At 49.1% G+C, this 22,295-nt stretch carries 20 protein-coding genes and 1 pseudogene; 9 read left to right on the forward strand and 12 right to left on the reverse strand.

What is annotated here, in order from left to right; genetic code table 11:
• The 5 genes from ACYQ8U_RS09200 to ACYQ8U_RS09220 form a co-directional block, all read right to left on the reverse strand.
• On the reverse strand, positions 1-1,533 hold the full coding sequence (locus ACYQ8U_RS09200; RefSeq protein WP_459945243.1) for a cytochrome ubiquinol oxidase subunit I: 1,533 nt from the start codon (positions 1,531-1,533) through the stop codon (positions 1-3).
• A 17-nt stretch (positions 1,534-1,550) separates the two neighbouring features.
• Entirely contained in the window at positions 1,551-1,778 is a 228-nt protein-coding gene (locus ACYQ8U_RS09205) for a DUF4492 domain-containing protein (protein WP_459945244.1), read from the reverse strand.
• 347 nt (positions 1,779-2,125) lie between these two features.
• Positions 2,126-2,464: a P-II family nitrogen regulator gene (locus ACYQ8U_RS09210; protein ID WP_459945245.1), complete on the reverse strand. Its 339-nt coding sequence runs from the start codon at positions 2,462-2,464 to the stop codon at positions 2,126-2,128.
• Positions 2,465-2,479: 15 nt separating this feature from the next.
• A complete protein-coding gene (locus tag ACYQ8U_RS09215; RefSeq protein WP_459945364.1) occupies positions 2,480-3,739 on the reverse strand; it encodes an ammonium transporter in 1,260 nt (419 codons plus the stop codon).
• 451 nt (positions 3,740-4,190) lie between these two features.
• Positions 4,191-5,366, reverse strand: coding sequence for a hypothetical protein (locus tag ACYQ8U_RS09220; RefSeq protein ID WP_459945246.1), 1,176 nt, complete (start codon positions 5,364-5,366; stop codon positions 4,191-4,193).
• A gap of 38 nt (positions 5,367-5,404) precedes the next feature.
• Between ACYQ8U_RS09220 and ACYQ8U_RS09225 the strand changes: the two genes are divergently transcribed.
• On the forward strand, positions 5,405-6,637 hold the full coding sequence (locus tag ACYQ8U_RS09225; protein WP_459945247.1) for a glycosyltransferase family 4 protein: 1,233 nt from the start codon (positions 5,405-5,407) through the stop codon (positions 6,635-6,637).
• 7 nt (positions 6,638-6,644) lie between these two features.
• Here ACYQ8U_RS09225 and ACYQ8U_RS09230 read toward each other — a convergent pair whose 3' ends face one another.
• Positions 6,645-8,240, reverse strand: a complete 1,596-nt coding sequence (locus tag ACYQ8U_RS09230) for an AAA family ATPase (RefSeq protein WP_459945248.1) — start codon at positions 8,238-8,240, stop codon at positions 6,645-6,647.
• Positions 8,241-8,502: 262 nt separating this feature from the next.
• Between ACYQ8U_RS09230 and ACYQ8U_RS09235 the strand changes: the two genes are divergently transcribed.
• The 6 genes from ACYQ8U_RS09235 (at position 8,503) to ACYQ8U_RS09260 (ending at position 14,125) form a co-directional block, all read left to right on the forward strand.
• Positions 8,503-9,219, forward strand: coding sequence for a glycosyltransferase family 2 protein (locus tag ACYQ8U_RS09235; RefSeq protein ID WP_459945249.1), 717 nt, complete (start codon positions 8,503-8,505; stop codon positions 9,217-9,219).
• Entirely contained in the window at positions 9,216-9,860 is a 645-nt protein-coding gene (locus ACYQ8U_RS09240; protein ID WP_459945250.1) for a lipid-A-disaccharide synthase N-terminal domain-containing protein, read from the forward strand. Before ACYQ8U_RS09235 ends, ACYQ8U_RS09240 begins: the two co-directional genes overlap by 4 nt.
• Positions 9,857-11,350 carry an ArnT family glycosyltransferase gene (locus ACYQ8U_RS09245; RefSeq protein WP_459945251.1) on the forward strand — a complete coding sequence of 498 codons (1,494 nt, stop codon included), beginning with the start codon at positions 9,857-9,859 and terminating at the stop codon, positions 11,348-11,350. The genes ACYQ8U_RS09240 and ACYQ8U_RS09245 overlap by 4 nt, the downstream gene beginning before the upstream one ends.
• Positions 11,351-11,497: 147 nt before the next feature.
• Entirely contained in the window at positions 11,498-12,073 is a 576-nt protein-coding gene (locus ACYQ8U_RS09250) for a CBS domain-containing protein (RefSeq protein ID WP_459945252.1), read from the forward strand.
• A gap of 38 nt (positions 12,074-12,111) precedes the next feature.
• Positions 12,112-13,533: a transferase gene (locus ACYQ8U_RS09255; RefSeq protein ID WP_459945253.1), complete on the forward strand. Its 1,422-nt coding sequence runs from the start codon at positions 12,112-12,114 to the stop codon at positions 13,531-13,533.
• A gap of 34 nt (positions 13,534-13,567) precedes the next feature.
• On the forward strand, positions 13,568-14,125 hold the full coding sequence (locus tag ACYQ8U_RS09260) for a DUF2062 domain-containing protein (RefSeq protein WP_459945254.1): 558 nt from the start codon (positions 13,568-13,570) through the stop codon (positions 14,123-14,125).
• Positions 14,126-14,599: 474 nt separating this feature from the next.
• On the opposite strand, the gene ACYQ8U_RS09265 is transcribed toward ACYQ8U_RS09260, so the two are convergent.
• The 3 genes from ACYQ8U_RS09265 to ACYQ8U_RS09275 form a co-directional block, all read right to left on the reverse strand.
• The gene (locus ACYQ8U_RS09265; RefSeq protein WP_459945255.1) at positions 14,600-15,577 is read right to left on the reverse strand and encodes a matrixin family metalloprotease; all 978 of its coding nucleotides are present in this window, start codon (positions 15,575-15,577) and stop codon (positions 14,600-14,602) included.
• Positions 15,574-16,203: a hypothetical protein gene (locus tag ACYQ8U_RS09270; RefSeq protein WP_459945256.1), complete on the reverse strand. Its 630-nt coding sequence runs from the start codon at positions 16,201-16,203 to the stop codon at positions 15,574-15,576. Before ACYQ8U_RS09270 ends, ACYQ8U_RS09265 begins: the two co-directional genes overlap by 4 nt.
• 173 nt (positions 16,204-16,376) lie before the next feature.
• On the reverse strand, positions 16,377-17,453 hold the full coding sequence (locus tag ACYQ8U_RS09275) for a hypothetical protein (RefSeq protein ID WP_459945257.1): 1,077 nt from the start codon (positions 17,451-17,453) through the stop codon (positions 16,377-16,379).
• 267 nt (positions 17,454-17,720) lie between these two features.
• Between ACYQ8U_RS09275 and ACYQ8U_RS09280 the strand changes: the two genes are divergently transcribed.
• Positions 17,721-18,032: a hypothetical protein gene (locus tag ACYQ8U_RS09280; RefSeq protein ID WP_459945258.1), complete on the forward strand. Its 312-nt coding sequence runs from the start codon at positions 17,721-17,723 to the stop codon at positions 18,030-18,032.
• Positions 18,033-18,062: 30 nt separating this feature from the next.
• On the opposite strand, the gene ACYQ8U_RS09285 is transcribed toward ACYQ8U_RS09280, so the two are convergent.
• Positions 18,063-18,884, reverse strand: a complete 822-nt coding sequence (locus ACYQ8U_RS09285) for an STN domain-containing protein (protein WP_459945259.1) — start codon at positions 18,882-18,884, stop codon at positions 18,063-18,065.
• A 564-nt stretch (positions 18,885-19,448) separates the two neighbouring features.
• Positions 19,449-19,736, reverse strand: a pseudogene (locus ACYQ8U_RS09290) (IS3 family transposase); the annotation flags it as partial.
• Between the two features lie 882 nt (positions 19,737-20,618).
• Between ACYQ8U_RS09290 and ACYQ8U_RS09295 the strand changes: the two are divergent.
• Positions 20,619-21,074, forward strand: coding sequence for a hypothetical protein (locus ACYQ8U_RS09295; RefSeq protein ID WP_459945260.1), 456 nt, complete (start codon positions 20,619-20,621; stop codon positions 21,072-21,074).
• A 63-nt stretch (positions 21,075-21,137) separates the two neighbouring features.
• Here the strand turns inward: ACYQ8U_RS09295 and ACYQ8U_RS09300 are convergent, their stop codons facing one another.
• Positions 21,138-22,196 (reverse strand): LPS O-antigen chain length determinant protein WzzB, encoded by a 1,059-nt coding sequence (locus ACYQ8U_RS09300; RefSeq protein WP_459945261.1) that lies wholly within the window; start codon positions 22,194-22,196, stop codon positions 21,138-21,140.
• Between the last annotated feature and the right edge of the window lie 99 nt (positions 22,197-22,295).

A 22,295-nucleotide genomic window follows, 5' to 3' on the forward strand; every position in this document is an offset into this window, starting at 1 on the left:
TTACACGCCCTCCGGTCCTATTTTGATCTGCCGCAGCATAATTTTAATCTCAGCGATGAGCAGGGTGGTAAACAACACAAAGAAGATGGCAAAGGATGCCTGCACATGCCCGGCGGCAATGTTGGTCGAGGCCATTTTTACCGGCAGCAGATCCTGAATAGCCCAGGGCTGACGACCCACTTCGGCGACCACCCAGCCCATCTCCGAGGCGAATAATGCCAGGAAAAAAGAGCTGACCCCAAGCAGCAGCAGCCATTTTTTGTCTTCCAGGGTGCCTTTATAGGAATAGTAGAGATAGAGCAGCATCAGCAGGATGAAAAATGTGCCCAGATAGACCATTATATGAAAAGAATAATAGGTGGTCGCCACCGGCGGCACAGTTTCCTCCGGGGTATCGAGATAGCCAAAGCCCAGGTAGTCCTGGTTCACCCGGAATCTCTCCAGGGCCGCAGTTTTCGCCGCTTCATCGCCGGCCTTGCCGGCCTGCTTCATGGCCGCCAGATCGGCAATGGCCGCCTTGCCTTTCTCCATCTTCTCGGCCACGGACATAATACCTTCCGCTTCATTGCCATAGACGAGATCTTCAATGCCCGGAACAAACGCATTAAAATCACGCTTGGCCAAAAAAGACAGCCCCTTGGGGATGGAGATCTCAAAGGCAAAGGGATCCTGCCCGTCGCCAACTTTCTTGCCGCTGGTCAACAGTCCCAGAGCGACGATATCCGCCCCCTTCGATCCTGTATAGAACCCTTCATAGGCGGCCAGCTTCATCGGTTGCGTGTAGGCATTGGAATAAGCGGATTCATCGCCGGTAAAGGCGGTGAAGAGTGAGGAAAGCAGGCCAAAAACCGAGGCGACGATGATCGATTTCTTGGCCATATCCACATGCCGTCCCTTGAGCAGATAATAGGACGAAATAGTGATGACAAAGAGCGCGCCGACGATAAAGCTGGAGCTGGTTGTATGGGTAAATTTGGCTATGGCCACCGGGGAGAAAAGCACCTCCCAGAAATTCTGCATCTCGAAACGGGCATTCTCGGGGTTAAAGGCCATGCCGACCGGATACTGCATCCAGCCGTTGGCGACGAGAATCCACAGGGCGGAAAGATTGGAACCAACGGCGACCATCCAGGTGGAAAAGAGATGGAAGCCCTTGGAAGTACGCTCCCAGCCGAAAAACATCACCGCGAAAAAGGTGGCTTCGAGGAAAAAGGCAAAAATACCCTCAATAGCCAGCGGGGCGCCGAAGATATCGCCGACCATCCACGAATAGTTCGACCAGTTGGTGCCGAATTCAAATTCCAGGATGATGCCCGTCGCGACACCAATGGCAAAATTGATACCGAACAGGGTCATCCAGAACTTGGTGAGATGCTTCCACTCTTCCTTTCCCGTGCGCACGTATATCGATTCAAAAAACGCGCAAAGAAACGACAGCCCCAAGGTGATCGGGACAAAAAGCCAGTGATACATCGCAGTCAGGATAAACTGTGCCCTCGCCCAGTTCACCGTGGCCAGATCTATTTCACCCATTACAACGTCCTCCGTAATTATTTGTTTTGTTCCGATCCGGTCAGCTGCTCGATGACATGATCGGCCCTTTGTTGATCGGTCGAAAAGTTTGTCTGCAAGAAATCAGGAAAAAAGAACAGCTTCAAAACGGCAAACATGACAAACAGCTTTATGAAAATAATCTTCCAAAGAGTTTTGCCAATGGTCATTCTTTTAAAGCCGTGCAGATAAAAGCGATATACTTTCAGAAAAGTAGGCAACACCATAGTATTTCTCAATAACTCCGGCAACCCCGGCCTCGATTATTATCTAAAGAGCTGTTTAACACTTCTACTAACCCCGGTAAACGGAAAATAAGCCGGGATAAGTGCCTTTCGCAGAATATTTTCTGGCAAAAAAAGAAAATATTCTGTAAGGCACTAAACAACAAAAAGCAGGAGAATGCACTTCTTGTCACGAATGACCAGCAAGATTTTCTCATTTATCCAAAATGGCGTCACTCTGTCAAGAATAATTATCATTAGCGGACGAAGATTACCACAAAAAAAAGGAGCCATCCTTCTGCAGCAAAATTGCAGAAGGATGGCTCCTCCATTTGACGCTCAATGGCCGCCTAAATCGCCTCTTTTCCTCTTTCTCCCGTTCTCACCCGCAGGACATCTTCGACCGGCAGGACAAAGATCTTGCCGTCACCGATTTTTTCGGTGTTTGCCGCATCCCGTATGGCATTGACGACCTTATCGACCAGTTCAGCCGCCAGCACCAGTTCGATTTTGATCTTCGGATTAAAGTCCACAGTGTACTCGGCGCCACGATACATCTCTTTATGTCCCTTCTGCCGGCCGTATCCCTTCACTTCGGAAACGGTCATCCCGGTAATGCCGAGGTCAGTCAGTGCGGCCTTTACCTCCTCAAGCTTAAAAGGTTTGATAATTGCTTCTATTTTTTTCACGAGGACTCCCCCTATCTATTCTTTGGTAAACTCAGGATATGCAGCCAGTCCACATTCCGCAACATCGACGCCTTCCATCTCTTCCTCATCACTGACCCGAATGCCCATAACCGCCTTCAGAATGAACCATATGACCAGGCTTGTACCAAAAACCCAGGCAAAGATCACCCCGATCCCGGTCAACTGGGCGATGAGCGATCCTTCCGGATTGGTAAAGGCGACAGCCAGCAGACCCCAGATGCCGCAGACGCCATGGACGGAAATAGCCCCGACCGGATCGTCAATTTTCGCCTTGTCGATAAAGATGATCGCCGTGACGACCAGCAGGCCGCCGATAGCGCCGACCAGCGTTGCCACCAGGGGTGTCGGCGTCAGCGGTTCGGCGGTAATCGCCACCAGCCCGGCCAGCGCCCCGTTCAGGGCCATGGTCAGATCGGCCTTGCCGAACCAGGTTCTGGACAGCATGAGAGCGGCGACCAGACCACCGGCTGCGGCGGTGTTGGTATTGACAAAGACCATGGCCACCGCGTTGGCCTCGGTCACATTACTTATCTTCAGCTCCGAGCCGCCATTAAAACCAAACCAACCCAGCCAGAGAATCAGCGTACCCAGGGTGGCCAGCGGCAGATTGGCCCCGGGAATGGCCTTAACTCTGCCACCGACATATTTTCCCTTTCGTGCGCCAAGCAGCAGGACACCGGCGATGGCGGCGGAAGCACCGCATAAATGGACAACTCCGGAACCGGCAAAGTCCAAAAAGCCGAGGGCGTCAAGAAAACCACCGCCCCATTTCCAGAAGCCCTGAACCGGATAAATAAAGCCGGTCATGACCACGGCAAAGGCGAGGAATGCCCAGAGCTTCATCCGTTCGGCAACGGCACCGGAGACAATTGACATGGCCGTGGCAACAAAGACCACCTGGAAAAAGAAATCGGCAAGCGAGGAATAGTACACTTCGCCATTGCTCTTCAAGACTTCATCGACGGTATGATCCGCCCCGAGCAGGAAGCTCAGTCCGGGGATGAAACTATTGATGCTGTCGCCGTACATGATATTATAGCCGACCAGCATGTACATGATGCAGGCGATTGCATAGAGCGCCACGTTTTTCGTCAAAATTTCCACGGTGTTTTTACTGCGCACCAGACCGGCTTCGAGCATGGTAAAACCGGCGGCCATCCACATGACCAGGGCACCGGTCATGAGAAAGTAAAAGGTATCAAGCGAATAGGCCAGCTGCACCACGGTATCTTTTACATTCGCTTCCTCCGCCAAGGCTGGAACGGCCACAGCTGTTACTGCCAGAAAAGCAGCCAGGCCCCAATACTTTCGATACTTCAGTTTTTCGTTCACCTCGTTCACCTTACTCCTCCTTTTAATTACTCTTCCCGCTTCGTTTAATGCAGAGCAGACATTCAGGGTATCAATCTAAAAACCTCACTTTCACTCCATTGCGGTAACTGCCTTCTTTACTACAAGACTTATGCCAGACGGTTAAAAACTAAATATCACGCATGATATTATTTAGTTACACGTACTTTTCCTGTCCACGCAGGCAAATTATTTTTATTATTATTTCATTTTTGAAATATTCATATTTTATTTATGACATTTTTGTATGTTTTTTGAATATAATGCAGAGATACAGGAGGGAGGGGAAAACAAGGCAAAGGAGGAAGAAAAGACGGACGTCTTTCTTACCAAGGTGAATGACGGCGCCTTTCGATCAGGAAAGCAGGCTCTGCAGATATTTTGCCGCACAGGCGGCGCCGTCAGTCTTGAGAACAACCGAAGGCAGTCCGTCCCGCTGCAGGTTAGCCAAGAGCAGCCGCTCAAGCTCCTCGGCGGTAACCGCCGTTTCAGAAACCGTCATAAGCGCCTCCCCGGCAACCTGCTGCAGCTTGCGCAGATGAATCTGCTGTTCTTCGTCCTGCATGTCACGAAGCACAACCACGGCGGGAATCCCGGCATGCAGAACGTCCATAAGGCTATTATAGCCGCCATAGATGACGGCGGTCCTGGCCTGCATCAGGGCAGAGACATAGGTACGCCCCGGAGGTTCGATCCGGCAGTTATGCATCTCGGTAAAGAGCGCCCTGACCCTTTGCCCTGCCGCCGAAGAGATGTCTATATTGACAAAAAGCCACCAGAGGCCACAGGATTCGGGCATTTTCTGCAACACCCCAGCCAGAAGGACCAGAAAATCGAGGGATTTTTCGCTAAGCCAGGGGATGGAGATAGTTCCGGCCACCGTCCCTTCCGGTCCCGGTACGCGTCCTTCCCACCGGGCCAGCTCGGCCAAGCGCAGGACATAGCCGCACTCCACCGGCTCGGTATGATACTGCAGGCGCAGCTGCTCGCAGTGCGATGTGCCGAGCACCAGGGCATCACCGTACCAGAGCAGACCATGGTAATGCGCCTTGAACAGCTCCCTGGCCAGCTCGGAGCGGGCCTGCCGTACCGCCCCGACCACGCCGCGCACACCGAGGATCCACCGGGTATCGCCGCCGCTGTCGGCAGACAGTGCCGGTACGAGTTCCCTGTGCTTGCCCTGCGGGGTATGATCAACGAGCACGAGCCGCGGTCGGTACAGGGCAACCAGGTGGGCCAGTTCCCGTGCCCGGAACCAGCCCAGCTCGGCATCGGAAAACATCGATTTGCCGTGGATGCCGATTGATTTCCCCTCGACCACCCTGGTTTCGTAGGAGGGCAGTTTCAGCCAGTCGAGAGGCGCCGCGCCGATCAACTCCTGGGCCAGACTGCAGCCCGAGACAAACAGCACCTTCAAATCGGGGTAGAGTCGACGCAACGCCATACCGATGCCGATACTGCGGCCGGCGTGGCCGAGACCGCGGCCATCATGGGCATAAATTAACACATCGAGTCGTGTGGTCTCCGGCATAGCAACCCTCCAGGCAAAAGGACAGATACGGAAAATCAATGCAAAATTTCAAAATATTTGGTTTTCTGCTTCTATACAACCTGTTTTTCAAGCTGTTTCAATTCTCGCCAAAACCCGGCCAGCCGCAGCCTGACGAAAAAATAATGAAGATCGCCTACTACATGCCGTTTAAGCCTCTGGACCACGCCACCCCGTCGGGGGATCTGGTCACCGGCACCGAATTGTACAGCTATCTGGCCGACCGGGGCCACGACATCGCCCTGGCGAGCAGACTGCGCTGCCGCTGGATCTACTATCGGCCGCTGACCCTGCTTAAACTGCTGCGGGAGAAAAACCGCATTCTCCGTGCCGCCGCTCTTTCCCCGCCGGATCTCTGGCTCACCTACCATTCCTACTACAAGGCCCCGGATCTGCTCGGGGCAATGTGCAGCAAAAAACTCGGCATCCCCTATGTGATTTTCCAAGGGATCTACTCGACAAAACGACGCAAGCACCTGACGACCCTGCCGGGTTTTCTCCTCAACCGGAAGGTTCTGCAGGCCGCCGACCATGTTTTCACCAATAAAAAAAGGGATCTGACCAACCTGAAGAGGCTGTTGCCGGGCGACCGGCTCAGCTATACCGCCCCGGGCATTCATCCCCGGTTGTTCGAGTTTTCTGCGGACTGGAGAGAGAAGTTACGCCAAAAATGGGCGATCAGTGATGAAACAATAGTCATGACCGCCGCCATGATGCGACCCGGCGTGAAGACCAGGGGCATCGAGGCGGTGATCGAGTCGTGCGGGGAACTTGTGCAGCGCGGCCTGTCTCTGCGACTTATCATTGCCGGGGACGGCAGCGGCAGGCAGCACCTTGAAAAAAAAGCCGCCGACCTTCTGGCCGACCGGGTTGTTTTTACCGGCAAGATAGCCCGCGACGAACTGTATCGATACTACAGTGCTGCCGATATTTTCGCCTTTCCCGGCATCGAAGAATCGCTTGGCATGGTCTACCTCGAGGCCCAGTCCTGCAGGCTGCCGGTGGTTGCCTACGGCGACTGGGGCGGTGGCGAGGCGGTTGTGCACGGCCGGACCGGGCTGCTCTCGCCGGCCGCCGAACCTTCGCGGTTCACCGGTCATATCCAATGCCTGATCGAAGATACCGAAAAAAGACAGGGGCTGGCAAGAGCTGCGGGCGAACATATCCGCCGCAACCATGACCTGGATGTCAATTACCAGCGGCTGGAAGAAAAACTCGTCGCCATCTCTCGGAAATTACATCGGAACAAGTGACGGCTGCTCAGGTGCCGTCATGGATAACCTGCACTTCCACCCGCCGATTTTTCTTGCGTCCTGCGCTGGTCGTATTCGAGGCGAGCGGTTCCTGGTTGCCCATGCCCACCACCTCAATTCGCTTGGCGTCGATTCCTTTGGCCAGTAATATATTCTGCACATGCATCGCCCGGTCTTCGGATAATTTGATGTTTTCCGGGGAATTTTCTTTTGCCGAGACAAAGCCTTTTACGACAAGCTTCGCCTGGGGATACTCCTGGAGCTTTTCGACAAAACCGTCCAGCTCATTTTGCGCGGCTGTCGTCAGTTCAAGGGAATTCGAATGGATCGACAGACGTATCAGGTTGGGCACCGTCGGTGTCGTCCCGCCCGCCATGCTTTCCAGCGGTGTCTCTGGTATTATCACAGCCGGGGCGGCAACCTGCTGCGGCTCTTCTATCGGGGCGGTGACGACTTCAGCGGTTGTCGCTTCGGGGGCCAAACCCGCCGTCTCGGTAACGGTCGGCGTCGTGGCAATCGCCGCTTCCAGAGGCTTTACTTCACCGGCTATATCTTTAAAGACAATAACCGGCGGCAGCGGCTCAATCGGCGATACGTCCGCCTGCTGCACCACCTCCACCTGCGGCATCCCTGCAATCGTCGGGGCAACCTGCTGCACGCTCTGCAGAGTATCCTCCTTTGGCCACCAGAAAGCGATGCCGACCAGACAAAGAACCAGAAACCCGAGGCCATACTTTGCCCAGCTGCCTGAAGGGTGAGGTGTAAGCCCAGCCCCGCTCAAGGAGCTCGGTCGCCGGGCAGGTCCGGCTGTCGATGGCTCGGCACAGGCGGTAATACTCTTCGCATCAATGATCTTTACCTCCTGCGCTGCTCCAGCGGTCAAAGCCTGGTCGCAAAGCGCGTTGATGCGGCGCGGATTGCCCTTGGCAAAGCGATGCACCGTCTGCACCGCCTGGGCGGTAAACAATGGTTCCTCCGTTCCGGCAATTTTCAGCCTGTGGCGGATATAGTCGCCGGTTTCCGTGACGTTTAAGGGCATTAATTCTGCAACATGGGTCAAACGCTGCATCACCGCCCGGTTGTTCGGCTGCATGAGCAGATCCTTGCATTCCGGCTGCCCGAAGAAAAATATATTCATCAGCTTGACACCCGCCTGTTCAATATTGGCCAGCAGGCGCAGATCTTCAAGCATCTCCTGCGGCAGGAGGTGACAGTCATCAATCAGCAGCAGCACCTTCTTCTTGTCGCCGGCGGCCTGATGTAAAAATTGACTGAATTGCAGGAAAAACTGCACCTTTGAAGTAAACGACTCCTGCACCCCAAACTTTCCGGCAATGGCATTATAAAAATCGATCCTTTCCATCCTCGGATCGTCAATAACCGCCCAGACAATATCCTTGTCCAGACTTGCCGTCAGGGCCTGCAGCAGGGTGGTCTTGCCGGACCCGGCAATTCCCGTTAAAAGCTGAAAACCTGTCGTCTCCACTATTCCGCAACGCAGTCTGGTCAAGGCTTCCTGCTGTTTTTCGCCAAGCCACGTAAAAGACGGGTCGGTATTCATGGCAAATGGCTTGGTTTTTAAATTATAAAATAACGTATACATGTCGACCTTGTAATAGAGGGTACTCAATCTTGGGATGGCAGCGCCATTTTTTTAACATTATCATATTTCCAGCGCTGCGGTAAAACTATAATCGACATGCTGACAAGATAGTACGACTCGCGAGGGAAGGAGGACACATGGGATCGCCAAGAAATTGACTTGAGTTTCATGACGATGTCTGGTAACCATATGCGGTTATCGCCTAGACCTGTAGAACCCTACCAGAGCAAAGTTCCGATACATCCAATTGCATGAGTCACCCATGAATGATGAACTGACCATCATCGTCCCGGTATTTAATGAAGAAGAGAGCCTTCCGGCATTCTTTGTCGAGATGGACACCTTTATCGCTGCAAGCCCCGTGCCAAGCCGCGTCCTCTTCGTCAATGACGGATCGTCAGATAACAGCCTGAAAATACTCACGGAAAAATGCCGGCAGGCCGCCTGCTGCACCGTGTTGTCCCTCGATAAAAACTATGGTCTGAGCGTCGCCATAAAGGCCGGTTTTGATCATTGCACGACGTCACTGGTCGGCTATATCGATGCCGATCTGCAGACCCATCCCGCCGACTTTTTGTCGTATTTCCTTTATTTTCCCGAATATGACATGGTCAACGGCATCCGCGAAAAAAGACAGGACAGCCTGATAAAACGCCTCTCCTCGAAAATTGCCAATACCTACCGGCGCTTGATGATCAATGATGCCATCAAGGACACCTGCTGTCCCTTGAAAATACTCAAACTTTCCTACGTCAGGGAAATGCCTTTTTTCGTCGGCATGCACCGTTTTCTTCCCGCCCTTGTGCAACTGCAAGGCGGCAAAGTCAAGCAGCTGCCCATATCGCACTCACCCCGTTATGCCGGTACCGCCAAATACCATCTCTTCAACCGTCTTATCGGGCCTTTTTTTGACACCCTGGCCTTTCGCTGGATGCGCAGTCGATATATCCGCTACAAGATAGCGGACCGGAATTCATGAACCAATACCTCGTTTTTTCAATAGGTTTTCTCGCCCAGATTCTATTTTCGGCACGGCAGATCACCCAGTGGATTGCCTCGGAAAAGGCGGGCCGCATTCTCTCGCCCCTGCTCTTCTGGCAGTTGAGTATCCTTGCCTCCTTTTTGTTGATGGTCTACGGGATCCTGCGCAATGACCTGGTCATCATTCTCGGCCAGGTTATCACCTATGGGGTGTACATCCGTAATCTCTATTACTTCGGCTTCTGGGCAAAAGTCCCGGGCCCGCTGCGTATCCTGGTTTTTGTGTTCCCCGGCCTGGCCATCTGCTGGCTGCTCACCGGCGAGACCTATAACATCCAGACACTTTTTGCCAACAAGGACATTTCCTCGTCGCTGCTCATCTGGGGTATCATCGGCCAGTGTGTTTTCACTTTTCGCTTCATCTACCAGTGGCTCTACAGCGAAAAACGGCAGCAATCCCTGCTGCCCATCGGTTTCTGGATCATCAGCATCACTGGCTCGATCATGCTGCTCAGCTACGCCATCTTCAGAAAAGATCCGGTGCTCTTTGTCGGGCAATTATTCGGCGTGGTCGTCTACAGCAGAAACATTCTGCTCGGCCTGCGCCACAGCCGCTTCACGCAGGAGCGAGAACAATGACCACTTCTTCACAAGGCCAGCAGCACCTGGCGACCAGATTTCTCCTCCTGCTCGGGGGGTATTTTGCCCTGCACATTGTCCTGCGCGTACTGGTTTCCGATGCTCTCGACTACGACGAGGCGGAACAGGCGCTGCTCGGCCAATGGCTGCTGGCCGGCTATACCGAACAACCGCCGCTCTATACCTGGATACAGTACGGGCTTTTTCAGCTGTTCGGCAAGAACGTCTTTGCCGTCAGCCTGCTGAAGAACGCCCTGCTGTTTCTCACCTATGTCTTCGTCTTTCTCAGCGGCCGGGAAATTTTCAAGGACACCCGGACGGCGATTCTGGCCACCTGCTCCCTGCTGCTGATCCCGCAGATCGGCTGGGAATCGCAACGTGATATGACGCACACCACGCTGGTGGTCTGTGCCGCCGCCGCCTCTCTCTGGCAAGCGCTGCGCCTGTTGCAGAAGCAGGACCTGCTCAATTATGGTCTTTTTGGTTTGCTGCTGTCCATCGGCATCCTCGGCAAGGCCAACTTCGCGCTGTTCATCGTGACACTTCTGCTGACCATGGCCACCTTTGGTGCAGGGAGAAAAGCGCTCTTTTCCCCGAAAATCCTCCTGACTCTGGCGATCATGGCCGCGGTCAGCGGGCCGTACCTGCTGTGGATGTTTAATAATCAGGATATCGTCTTTTCGGCGAGCCATAAATTCAAACGGGTTATCGAAGGATATCAGGTGCAGGGCATCATCAGTCTTTTTGTCAAGAGCTTCCTGTTTCTCACACCGCTGTGGCTTGTCTGGCTGCTGGTCTTTCCGTCCGGTTTTGCTCGAAACGACAACCCCGGGACCGATGCACAGCAGCAGTTTATCCAACGGTATCTGCTGACACTCTTTGTCATCCTCCTGGTGGTGGTCTTTTTCTTTAAAGTCACCTACGTCAAAGATCGCTGGCTGCAGCCGTTACTGTTTGCCGCTCCGCTCTTTTTCTTTACCAGGCTTGCACCGGCACAGATCACCCCGAAGCGATTCAAGGTTTTTATCAGCGTGGTATGTGTAACCGCGGTTGCCGTCTATTGCGCCTTTGCCATACGGGTGGTCGGCGCCTCCGTCACGGGGCGTTTCTGCCGGATGAATTATCCCTTTACGACAATGGCCGAAGCGCTGCGCCAGGCCGGTTTTTCCGACGGCCTGATCATCAGTGACAATCGTTTTGTCGCCGGCAATATGCACATGCAGTTTCCCAACAGCACCGCTCTCATCCCCGGCTACAAATTTGCAAGCCGCACCCCATCCCACACCTTTTCCTCGGCAGCGGTCATATGGCAGGCCGATACTTCGCCGTCAATGCCTGCTGAACTTGTCTCCTTTCTGACCAGGACCTACACTATTGATCCGACGGATTATCCCGTCAGTTACCTGCAGCATCGATATAAATATGGCCGCACGGAAACCGTGAAATTCGCCGTCATCCAGTTCCCTCTTTCGGCCACCCCTGGAAAATAGTCTTCCAATAATCTTGCTGAGCTATCACTACCAGCAAGCGGTCCCGTTTGGGAATTGTTGACAAAATAGAATTTTTATCATAGATAACAAAGCGTAATCTGTTCAAAATCTGTTACGCATAACTCAGTCATTCCGATCAGGGGGAATATGGAAAATCATCTTGTCAAAGACCTCATGGTGCCGATTTCCGAATATGCAACCGTCGTTGTCGGCACATCACTCATCGATGCGGTAAAGGCCCTGGAGCAGGCCCAGGAAACCTATACCACGAGCAAATACCAGCACCGCGCCATCCTCGTCCTCGACGAAGAGGGTCGCATCGTCGGCAAAATCAGTCAGCTGCGGGCACTGAAAGCCATTGAACCGGATTTTACCGCCAACACCGATATCGAACAGCTGAAAGGGTTCAAATTCAGCGATCAATACATTACCCAGCTCCGCGACCTGTATCGCTTCCGAGGCAAGGTGATGAGCAAGGATTCGTTGCGGGCGGCCTCGGTGAAAAAAGTTGAGGAATTCATGCAGACGCCGTCGGCCGGGGAATACGTCGCCGAAGATTGCAGCCTGGACACGGCGATACATCGCCTGGTTGCCGGAACGCATCTGTCCCTGCTGGTCACCCGGGATGAAAAAATTGTCGGTATCCTGAGGATCTCAGATGTCTTTGCCGCTGTTTTTCATAAAATGATAACATTGGAAAACGAACCGGTAAACGCCCCCTGAGCCGTCATAGGCTAAAAAACTAAAGCTTCGGATGACTTATGAAAGAACTAGAGAAACTTTTCAATAGAATTGTCCAGAGAGTCAACATCAATCTCCGCGAACAGAAATTTGATGTCGGACCATTTGCCGATGCCCTTATTCCACCAGATCAGATGAGCAAGTTCTATGCCTTCTACGGCATAACCCCGGACCATCCGCTTGATCTGCACTTTGAACATTCCGCCCTTGCCGGCAGCTATTTTCTCGGAAAATGCCGGGTCCGCAATTCCCTGCTCTACAAGAGTGATATCCGTGGCGATGAACTGAAACGCAAAGACAACACCATCCAATTCGGCGATTTTTCCCTGACCCTGAATAAGGACGAAATTATTGATATCGAGGACAGCGCGCTGGTCAAAACGCTGGTGCACAACTATTCCCATGACCCGGAAACCCCGGAAAAATTCTTTATAACCGATACCCTGGCCATGGACTACGCCAACATCCATGGTTCACCGACCAACGGGAGTTTTCTCGGTCCGTTTGCCACCGTCGACCTGACGACCATGCGCGACTGCATTATCGGTTCCTACTCCTATATCCAGGCTGGAGAAATCAGCCACCAGATAGTCGATCCCGGCACCATCTGGATGCATAAGCCTGGTCAGTTCAACTTTCTCTATAAATACCCGCCGGAGATTCTCGCCCACTATGTTTCCCTTTCTCCGGATAATGTGCCCTGGGGCGTCCTGATTGATTTCATCGAGGAGCGCAAGGAGCAATTCCAGCGGGTGTTCGATTTTGTCAACCTCGACGCCATTGAATCCATCCCCGAATCGGCCTCTCTGGATCGCTATGCCGTAGTCCTGCCCAATATAAAAATCGCTGAGAATGTACTGGTCTCCCAGCGGGCTTACCTGGAGAATTCAAGCCTCGGCAGGGGGGCCAATGCCCAGGAAAACTGTTTTATCATCAACTCCTGCCTTGAAGGGTATAACGTCACCGCCCATGGGGCGAAAATAATCGAGGCGCAGCTCGGGTCCTATGTCTTTGTCGGTTTCAATAGCTTTCTTTACGGCAAAAAGGACAGCCGGTTATCCATCGGTACGGGATGTGTCATTGCGCCGCATACCATCATCGACATCGACCAGCCGCTGGAAATTCCGGCCGGGCATCTGGTCTGGGGGCTGATTAGAAACAAGGCGGAGCTGACGACAAACTCCATCTCCCTTGATGAACTGGCCAGCGTTGAATCGTCCTTTACCAAAGGCCGCATGCATTTTGAAGGAAAAGGGGCCCTGCTGGTCCAGGCCTTCAAGGACCGTATTCATCATATCCTCGAGGCCAACGGGGCATTTTTTGCAGACGGGGAAAATGCCGGCCATGCCCAGCGAAATCAGAAGCTTTCCCTGAACACCATCCAACCGTTCCAGTTCGGGGAAAAGGCCGGCATGTACCCGAGCATCAGGATCTTGCCGTAGGTTTTCCTTTGATCTGGAGTCGGTTAACACAATAATGCAAGAATCACCGCAAAAGAAAAACAAGCGCCAACTCCTCATCCGCATGCGGCCGGTGCTGCGCTGGGTCATCAAGCTGCGCAGCTCCCCCCGGGCCATCGCCGGTGGTCTCGGCCTGGGCACCTTTATCGCCTTCACCCCGACCATCGGCGTACAGCTCATCCTGGCCTTTGTCATCGCCACCTTTTTCAACCTGAACCGGCCAGCGGCCATGATACCGGTATGGATCACCAACCCGGTCACCGTCGCGCCCATCTATACCTTTAACTACTGGCTGGGGGTAAAATTCTGGGACGGCCCGCCTCTATCGGAAGTCTCCGGACTGTTTATCGGTATCGGCCGGACCATGGCCTCGCTTGAATTCTGGGATATCAAGGAACAGTTTCTCGCCGTCCTGCAGATGGGCAAGGAAATCCTCATCCCTCTGGTTCTCGGTAGCCTGGCTATCGGCCTGGTGACAGGACTACTTACCTATGTATTTTCACTCAAGCTCCTGTCCATCTTTTTTACCAGGAGAAGCGAGAAACGGCTGTTGAATAACCGGAAGGAGAAATAAGAGTAATATATATTTTTAGAGTTTCAACTTGTCAATTTGGAAGCCTGCCCCCCCCCCCATTACCCTGTTGAACGATAGCGCATCTCAGCCTCGTTAAACCCAAACTGTTAAAAACAATAATTGCAATAATTTTATGCCAATGAATCCAACAGAATCAACACAATTAATGCAACAACATTGACGGGAGCAGTTTGCTGATCAGACTGGAGTGATCCCGGCCCGAATCTATACCTTCAACTACTGGCTGGGTCTAAAAATATGGCATGGCCCACCTCTGTCGGAAGTGTCCGGACTTGTTTATTGGTATCGGCCGGACCATGGCCCCAGTTGAATTCTGGGATATCAAGGAAAGGTTCTCGCCGTCCTGCAGATGGGCAAGGAAATCCTGTCAGGGACAACCTGAATAACATTTTCAGGTTGCCCCTGACAGGATTCCAATAGTTCAGGTATTGATTTGAGTCCTGATCTAATTCTTTATTCTTCAAGCAAAAGCATTATAATTGGCACTATACTACCACTGCATCTTGAGCTTGGGTCAGCAGGGTCAGAACCGCATATAATCTCTTGCTTGTCACTAAAACCATCCACATCGTAATCCTCTTCGTCCAAACAGTCTAACGTCCCATCACTGTCCGCATCTGTAGACACTTCCGGCATATTACAGCCACAATTCCCAGGATCCTCTTTGTTAGAATCGGAGGGACAGGAGTCACAGACATTGCCGATGCTATCCGAGTCAGAATCATCTTGGTTTGCATTAGGTATCGTGGGGCAGTTGTCAGTACTATTGGGAACTCCGTCTCCATCTATGTCAGTAATAGGAAACCCATACAGCGCTCCAACACCATTTATATCATCCTGTTGTGGAATAATAATGTCACCAGCATAGGTTCCCATAATAGTTGGAACACCGCTATCCTCATGTCCCAAACCTAGTGCATGCCCTAACTCATGAACAGCTACACGCTGAAAGTCGTTCACTCCATTCCACGGCCAAGACTGCCAAGGAGTCGAATAGACACTCCATGATTCATTACTATTAAAAACAATATCGGTCTGAATTGTGGTACTGCCAATATGCCAGGACTGCGTTATCGCAAGAGTCGTTCCCCCCCAAGCATCTCCGCAATTGGTTGCTCCAAAAGCTACTCCGTTTTGACCTTCCGTCGCATCACAAGGATCCTCAAAAACCTCGCGAGCAATCATGAAACTGAAGCTGGTGTCTACTCCCCAGTAATACATTGCTGATTCAAATGCTTCGTTCCATAATCCTTCTGCACCTGGTAGTATATCAACGTAAAAGGTAGTGGAAGGCTGCGGCCATTTATAGCTGTATGGTTGATAAGCGTCAGCTCTTGATGAGCAAATAACAACCAAGAGGGACAAGAGACCACCTAAGTGGCATATATATTGAAACCACGCCACAAAGTTACACTTCATCGCCTGAATCATTGGATTTCACTTAACCGCTCATGCAACACCTTTTTGAATTCAACCAGCGTTAAGCCTTTGTTTCTCTGCTCTTGACCAAGAGTAAGACCACGTGCTACCCCTGTGCTTAGCCCTGTAGGAACTTGAGTGGCGGTAATTTCTGTGTTGCTTCTTACCTCTGTGACAGGTTGTCTACTTCTAGTCAGTACTCTCTCTGTACCTGTTTCGTCAGTTTCCACAAGAAAGTGTCCTTGGCTCCAGCCGTATAACGGATTCACTTGTGGTCTTCTCATCGATTCGACAAAGTATATACCGTGCTCCCCGACTTCAGGAAATTTCATGTCACCAACCATCATGGTCACATCACCAACTGTGCCCCCTAAGAAACTTAACGTAATGGTGCTATTAGGGTGCTCCCCTTTGATGATTTCTTGTAATTTAAAAGTCACAAAAGTATGGATACGATTCCTGTCATCTTCCTTTGCTTCGATGGAAATAACCTTTCCTTCAAATACAAGCTGACACATCTGAAGCATTTCGGTCATAGTAACTTCTCTTACAGTTGCAGCATTTCCATAAGACATCAGAGCGAGAGTCATAGTCATCAGAATTGCAATAAGATGTGACGTATGGCATATTTCTTTCATTGAAAATTGTCGTAAAATAGATGATGTGAGGCGGGTGGTGAAATACCGGATTTGGTTAGAGGATCGTTCCAAAATAATCTGGAATTCTCTCGCAGGTGAACACAGCCAGCAGTACCTGATTTTCACCAGGTTACCACCCCTAACCTCGATTATCAGCGTATGTCTGTGAAAAGTTATTTTATTTTATCTTCCAGCCTGTTTTTAAGAGACTCATACTGTTCAATAATAACTGGATCAACTGGAGGCTTGTTAGTCTGATCTGCCCTCACTTCATTCAGTAGAACTTGCTCAGCTTCGGAGGACATTTCCATGCTCTCTGAATTGGCATTGCTCAAGGCAGAGCTAGTGCTCGATGCAGAGCTAGTGCTAAATCTATCGCCGTTCATAGAGTAGCATGAACTCCATTCTCCAGTTGAGTTGTCTATTTGATAATAACAACCAGAGACTTGATTTGCGTTTGTATATGTAAAGAAAAATACCCGGTCTATCATTGTGCCTGCATCAAGAAGCATATAGTCGTTTGTTGTGGGATTATAACCAGCTATGATCATACTGTTATAATCATCTACTCCGAATATGTTATATTCCCCTGGAGTAATTGAAGATTCAGATACATCGTTTCCGTTCAAATAGTAGTTGTTTGTAAAGACACTGGTGATCCAATAAACATAGTTCCAACTCCCCGAAAGGCTCTGAGTTAGAAACTTGTTAGCTGGTACACATTGGATTGAGACAGCATTTGAAATGCTACCGACCTTGCCATTACTGTACTGATAATTACATGAAAGAGAGGAACCATAATCCGTGCAGGTAATGCTAAAGGCACCACAGCCATTTGCATCAGTTTGCCCGGTACCGGTAAATGTGTTGTTTTGCCTTCCTGTTATCGTCCCAGAGATTTTTTCACCAAAGATAGAGACTGCTGAAAAGGTGCAGTTCTCATTTAAAGATACCCCCATTGTTCCCGATACATTGTATCCAGGGCAATTGTCTGTGAAACTTCCTGAATAGCATTTGACAATATCGGTACAAGAAAAATCATTGCATTTATTGTTGAACCAATAACCTCCTACATTCAGACAATCTGATTCCTTCCTGCAAAACGACAGGTTTTGGCTGTCACACTGTAGACCTGCACCTGTTGTTGCAGGAACAAACATCGGCCAATAGAAACTCTTTGCGTACACCATAGCAGACAAAGCGAACAACAATACGATCGATATTGTTAGAACGGATAATATTTTTCTCACCCTTTCTCCCTATTCTTAAGAGTAAAATTGAATTTGCTTTTATCAGGAGAGCATTTCTGTGAATGAAGATCAAGTAAGAAAACTTACCCTTGGCAGTGTAAGCAGATGAAAAACCGCTGAGATATGGTGAACTGGTAGTCGATGACAGTCGATTTCAAATCGCCCCTTTTTGACCCCCTCGTCTTAATGACGAGGGTTGTTTAGATTCAGAAGTTTCGGAGATACATACCGGTTACAACACCTCCGCCAGAACCAGGGGTAGCTGTAATGTATACATTTCTTCCTAAAGAAATCGCGGTCAATGCTGTAGCCAATACCTGGTCAGTAACATCTGTATGGACAGAGAGTGCAATTGATGCTGAACCTGCCGTCCAGTCAGCTGAAGCACCGCTTACACAAGTTACCTGCATTGCAGTATTCGCAGGAAAAGCTACATTGGGGCCAACTAATAAGACTTTCGCATGGGTACAAGTGGCCGAAAAAGACGAATTAGCCGTTAGGGTAACGAGCATTGCGAAACTGGCCAATGTACAAACAGCTTTTCTTGATAAATTCATAAATTGTCCTCCAATTAAATAATATTTGACTTCTGTTGTTAGTGGAACCTCTTTATAGATCACTCATATACTCATCGTATAATATTTTGTATTCTCCTGCTGTCATTCCTAATTCTTCTATATATAGATCTCCACTCTTTTTTTGCTGATTAATATGGGCGACTTGTTCTTCATGTGTCTTTGTTAATTCACCTATTGTAATATTAAGATCAGGAAGTACTTTTTCATCATCTCTCTGATTTATTTTTTCAATCATATTATCATAAAAATCTTGATATGCCCCACGTGACATTCCAACTCCAGGCAATAGGTTCGCATCATCATTGAGCTTATCATTAAATATTCTAACACTTTCTTCATATCTGCGCACAAGTTCTCCTTGAGTCATCCCAGCAATTTCAACATATTTAGAGTCATCTGCACGCTCTTTGTCTACGAGAGCCATATTCTGTCTATATTGTTGCTCCATTTCCTGGGTTGTGAGGCCAGTCTCTTCGTAGACCCTTTCCCTATTGTTCGTAGTGGTTCTCACATAGGTAGTCTCGCCAAAACTCTTAATCCACAATCTGCCATTATTGTCATATATTAAGCTATAATTCGTGCCTCTGAGCATCTGTCGAATCACTGTATCCAATGGCTTATTAGAATAAGCCCCAGAAACGACCTTATTAGCCAACTCCTTACTGTAAATAATTTCTAAACCAGTTTTATTCGAGAGTTCCTTTAAGACTGAGCTTAACTCAGTTTTATTGATACTAATAGTAACATGTTGCTCTAAACAATTCATATCAATAGCGAAACTATTCTGACTTTGAGACAATAACAGACAGACTACCGAGATGATTGGTAGAACTAGCTTCTTAAGATTTATCATTTGTTTAACCATATTAATTTATAAGATAAACGAATGCCAGTAGATGTTGGAAGTCTGAATCCTGATGGACATAGATTATTCTTGCCAGACACTTCCTGCCACAACTTATCGTTTTGTGGTTTTCGCCAATCGTAGTAAAAGCTGCATTGCATAATACTGTTACTATGATCGGAGCATCAGTATTGCTATTAATTGAATTTTTCGGGCTTGTGCGTTCCACATGCCCATCAGTTTCACGCCCCCATTGATATAAAACTTCACAGGCAGCCAGAGATGCATAACTGGTAGTGCCCCCTAAAAGCACCGAGCTTACAATCCTTCCAATCTTAGCCTACCGAGGTTATTGTTCCAAATTATTTCACTGTACTCGGAACATGTCAATGAAAATGAGACACCTTTACACGTAAATTAGACTCACTCGATCACTGTTGCCGGCGGCGGATTAATCCGGACCTCCTGCAGTGCCGGCAGCGGCTGTGGGATCCTTCCCTTAAAACGGTTTGGGTGTTTGTTGAAAGCAGCTTTAAGAACATCGGCACGTTTTTGTATGACTTCTTTGTCCAAAGTCCACTTGGCCGGTCCTTTCAACTTGGTTATATCCCATGACCAGACCTGGTTGGGGCCGGTGGCTAGAAGTTCGGGTTTTTCATAATGGGACCGAGTTACCTGCCGCCGCCGTTCACGAACCTCGTCATGTTTTGTCAGGATTCGGTACATGGTACGGATGGAGCAATGATATATTCCTTCGTCCAACAAGGTAACGTACATGTGGGAAGCCGCAAGATCACGAATTCTCGGCTCGTGCTGAATATCTAAAGCTTTTTGCTCCTCCGCAATAGTGAGCGGCAATGGTGCTGACGCCAGACGGAGTGTAAGTTTGGCCACCGTCAGGTTTGCAGTATGGCGGTAATAGGTGGCCCTGGGGATGTTAAAAGCAGCGCAGGCAGCCTTGGTGTTGGGCTGACGACTGAGGTCGGCAACAGTGATCATGAGCTTTCCTCGTTGTTCTCGGGCAGTAACATCCCCAGAATTTCCGATATTTTTTTTTGAACTTCGATTATGGTTTCAGCTTGTTTGTGCTTTTTGGCCAATTTGGTATTGTCCCACTCCAATTCGGCAAAACCTTTTGCTAGGAATAATACAAAAAATATTTATTTGCTAGCATTTGTTTCATTTATGATGAAAAATTAGATATTTTAAGAACAGCTATGTTGTATGCTGGTTCATCCGGCAAGTGAGTACCTAGATGTAACTGTTCGATATTATATGGATTAAAAAAGATCGATACTTGTCATTTTTTTGTTTCTTCACAGAAAAAGTGCTCTTAAAACCGGCCCCTTAAATGTCAAGGCCAGAAGGGCAGATGCTGTGTATCACGGTTAAACCAATGTTCTTTATTGGTACTATTGAAAAAGCACAAAAACCCATTTTATCAGCCAATTGCAGTGTGCCTGGTTTCGAAATCATTTGCTCAGGTACTCATTACTGGATGAAGCTATTTTTTTCTTGAATATATAGTAAGATCTTGTTGCTTTGTGAAGACAATCTTGTTAAAAATGTTAATGTTTGATTTCGTTTATTTTCACTTTTTTCCTTAATAACATTGTATTCTTTGGTAAAAGCTCCAGTTCTAGTTTCGCTGTCAGGTCATCATGCGGGGGAGCGACTCTGCAAATCAGAAAAATCGCTATCCATGATAGGTACGACGTATTTAGCCAGGTAAGGATAAAAAAAATGAAAAATCACTGTGGCACTATCGGTTTGGTTTTGTTAGTTATCTTTATTTTTTCTTTCAATTCATATGCAACTGCTCAAGGTATGCCTTGGCTTTCTTTATTACTTAAAACTGACTATGGTGATTACCTTGATAGTGATTACCTTGATAAGGTACCTACCTCATCTACAACAATAATTGGTAATTTTTATACGATACCGTCCAGTTTCGCTCTCAAGATAACTAACAACTCCACAAGAACTTTCAAACTAACAAGAGCTGAATTAAGGAATGGTAGTTCAGTAATCGATTTCACAATTGACCGTGCCAGATTAAGTAATGGTCTGCTTACCCCAGGTGAGTTCGTTAATGTAGTATTCTCTATTTTCGCCCCAGTACCTGTTGAAGGTACAAAATTTATTTATTATTTCGTTGACCAAACTGGGAGTTCTTTTACAGTCTCGCATGAGTACTAGTTAAACGTCAGATAGATATCTTCTTTGAATGATCAAATGAAATTTTTTCCATCTACCGTGGAGTCAATCTATTTTGCCGCCACGAAAAAGTGAAGTCGCGCGCAGCAAAGCAGCCATCACCCCCACCATCAACCCGGCCATAGTCGCCAATATGACCACCAAAGGCCGTTTAGGTTTGTCGCGGCTAAGCGGTTCCGACGGGGACTGGAGGAAATGATACGAGGTAAAAGCGACTTTTTCCTGCGGTATGGCCTGCAGACTGTCCAGTTGCAGGCGAATGTCGGCCAGTTCCGGATTGATGAGTTCGGCACTTTTTATTTCTTTCAGAATTTTCAGTTTTTCGTCCAAGGCTTTTGCTCCAAGATCAATGGCAAAGATACTCTGGTTGTTGAGGTTCTCAACCGGGGCTTCGACTTGGGCAGCCTTGCTGATGCGTAAGGCATATTCAGTACGGGCGATGTCTTCCTGCAATCGTTTGAGGGTCTCTGCCTTTTTTACCTGGTAAATGAAGTTGAGTGTACTGGTTTGGTTTGCAATTTTTTCAGTCAACAACCTGTTCTTAGTTTCCACCTCCTTGTTTTGGATAAAGGCGAGGTACTCGTTCAGCAGTTTCACTGCTTCCTGAGAGTTGTCACTGCCAAACGACAGGGTTGCATCTTCCTCATCTTTTTTTTGTTTGACTGAAATTTTTTCCGCACACTCTGCAAGTAATCGTTGCTGGCTCCTCACATCCTGTGTATCCACCTGTCGAACATATCCATTAGTTTTATAGAACTCTATTTTATTGTCAAAGGAGGCAAAAGCCTGAATAAAATCAGTGAACAGTTTTGCATCAGAAAAACCCGCAAGAAACTCATCATGGCTTTTGATGATGCTTGAACGATTAGAGATTGCAACCAAATTTTCGAGTCTCAGCTGGAGTTGATCCGATAGCGAGGGTAACGGAGGTATGACAACAGCCTTAGCGCTCCATAGTTGGGGAGCCAGCAAGGCGTAAGCAATGCCTGCAAGGCTAAAGATAACAGTAATCGCGATAATCAGAAGCTTGTTTGCCCATAAGGAGGTGAGCAGTTCTCGCAGATCAATTTCATCGTCCTGGTATTGTTCTTGGGTACTTTTCATATGCTTTTTCCGATAGTATATGTTATCAAATCTAGGCAACAGACAGGATATTGAATTATTTCATAATGTATATTAGAAACAATTGTTTCCTTTGTTCAG

The organism is Desulfocastanea catecholica (genome assembly GCF_054657295.1).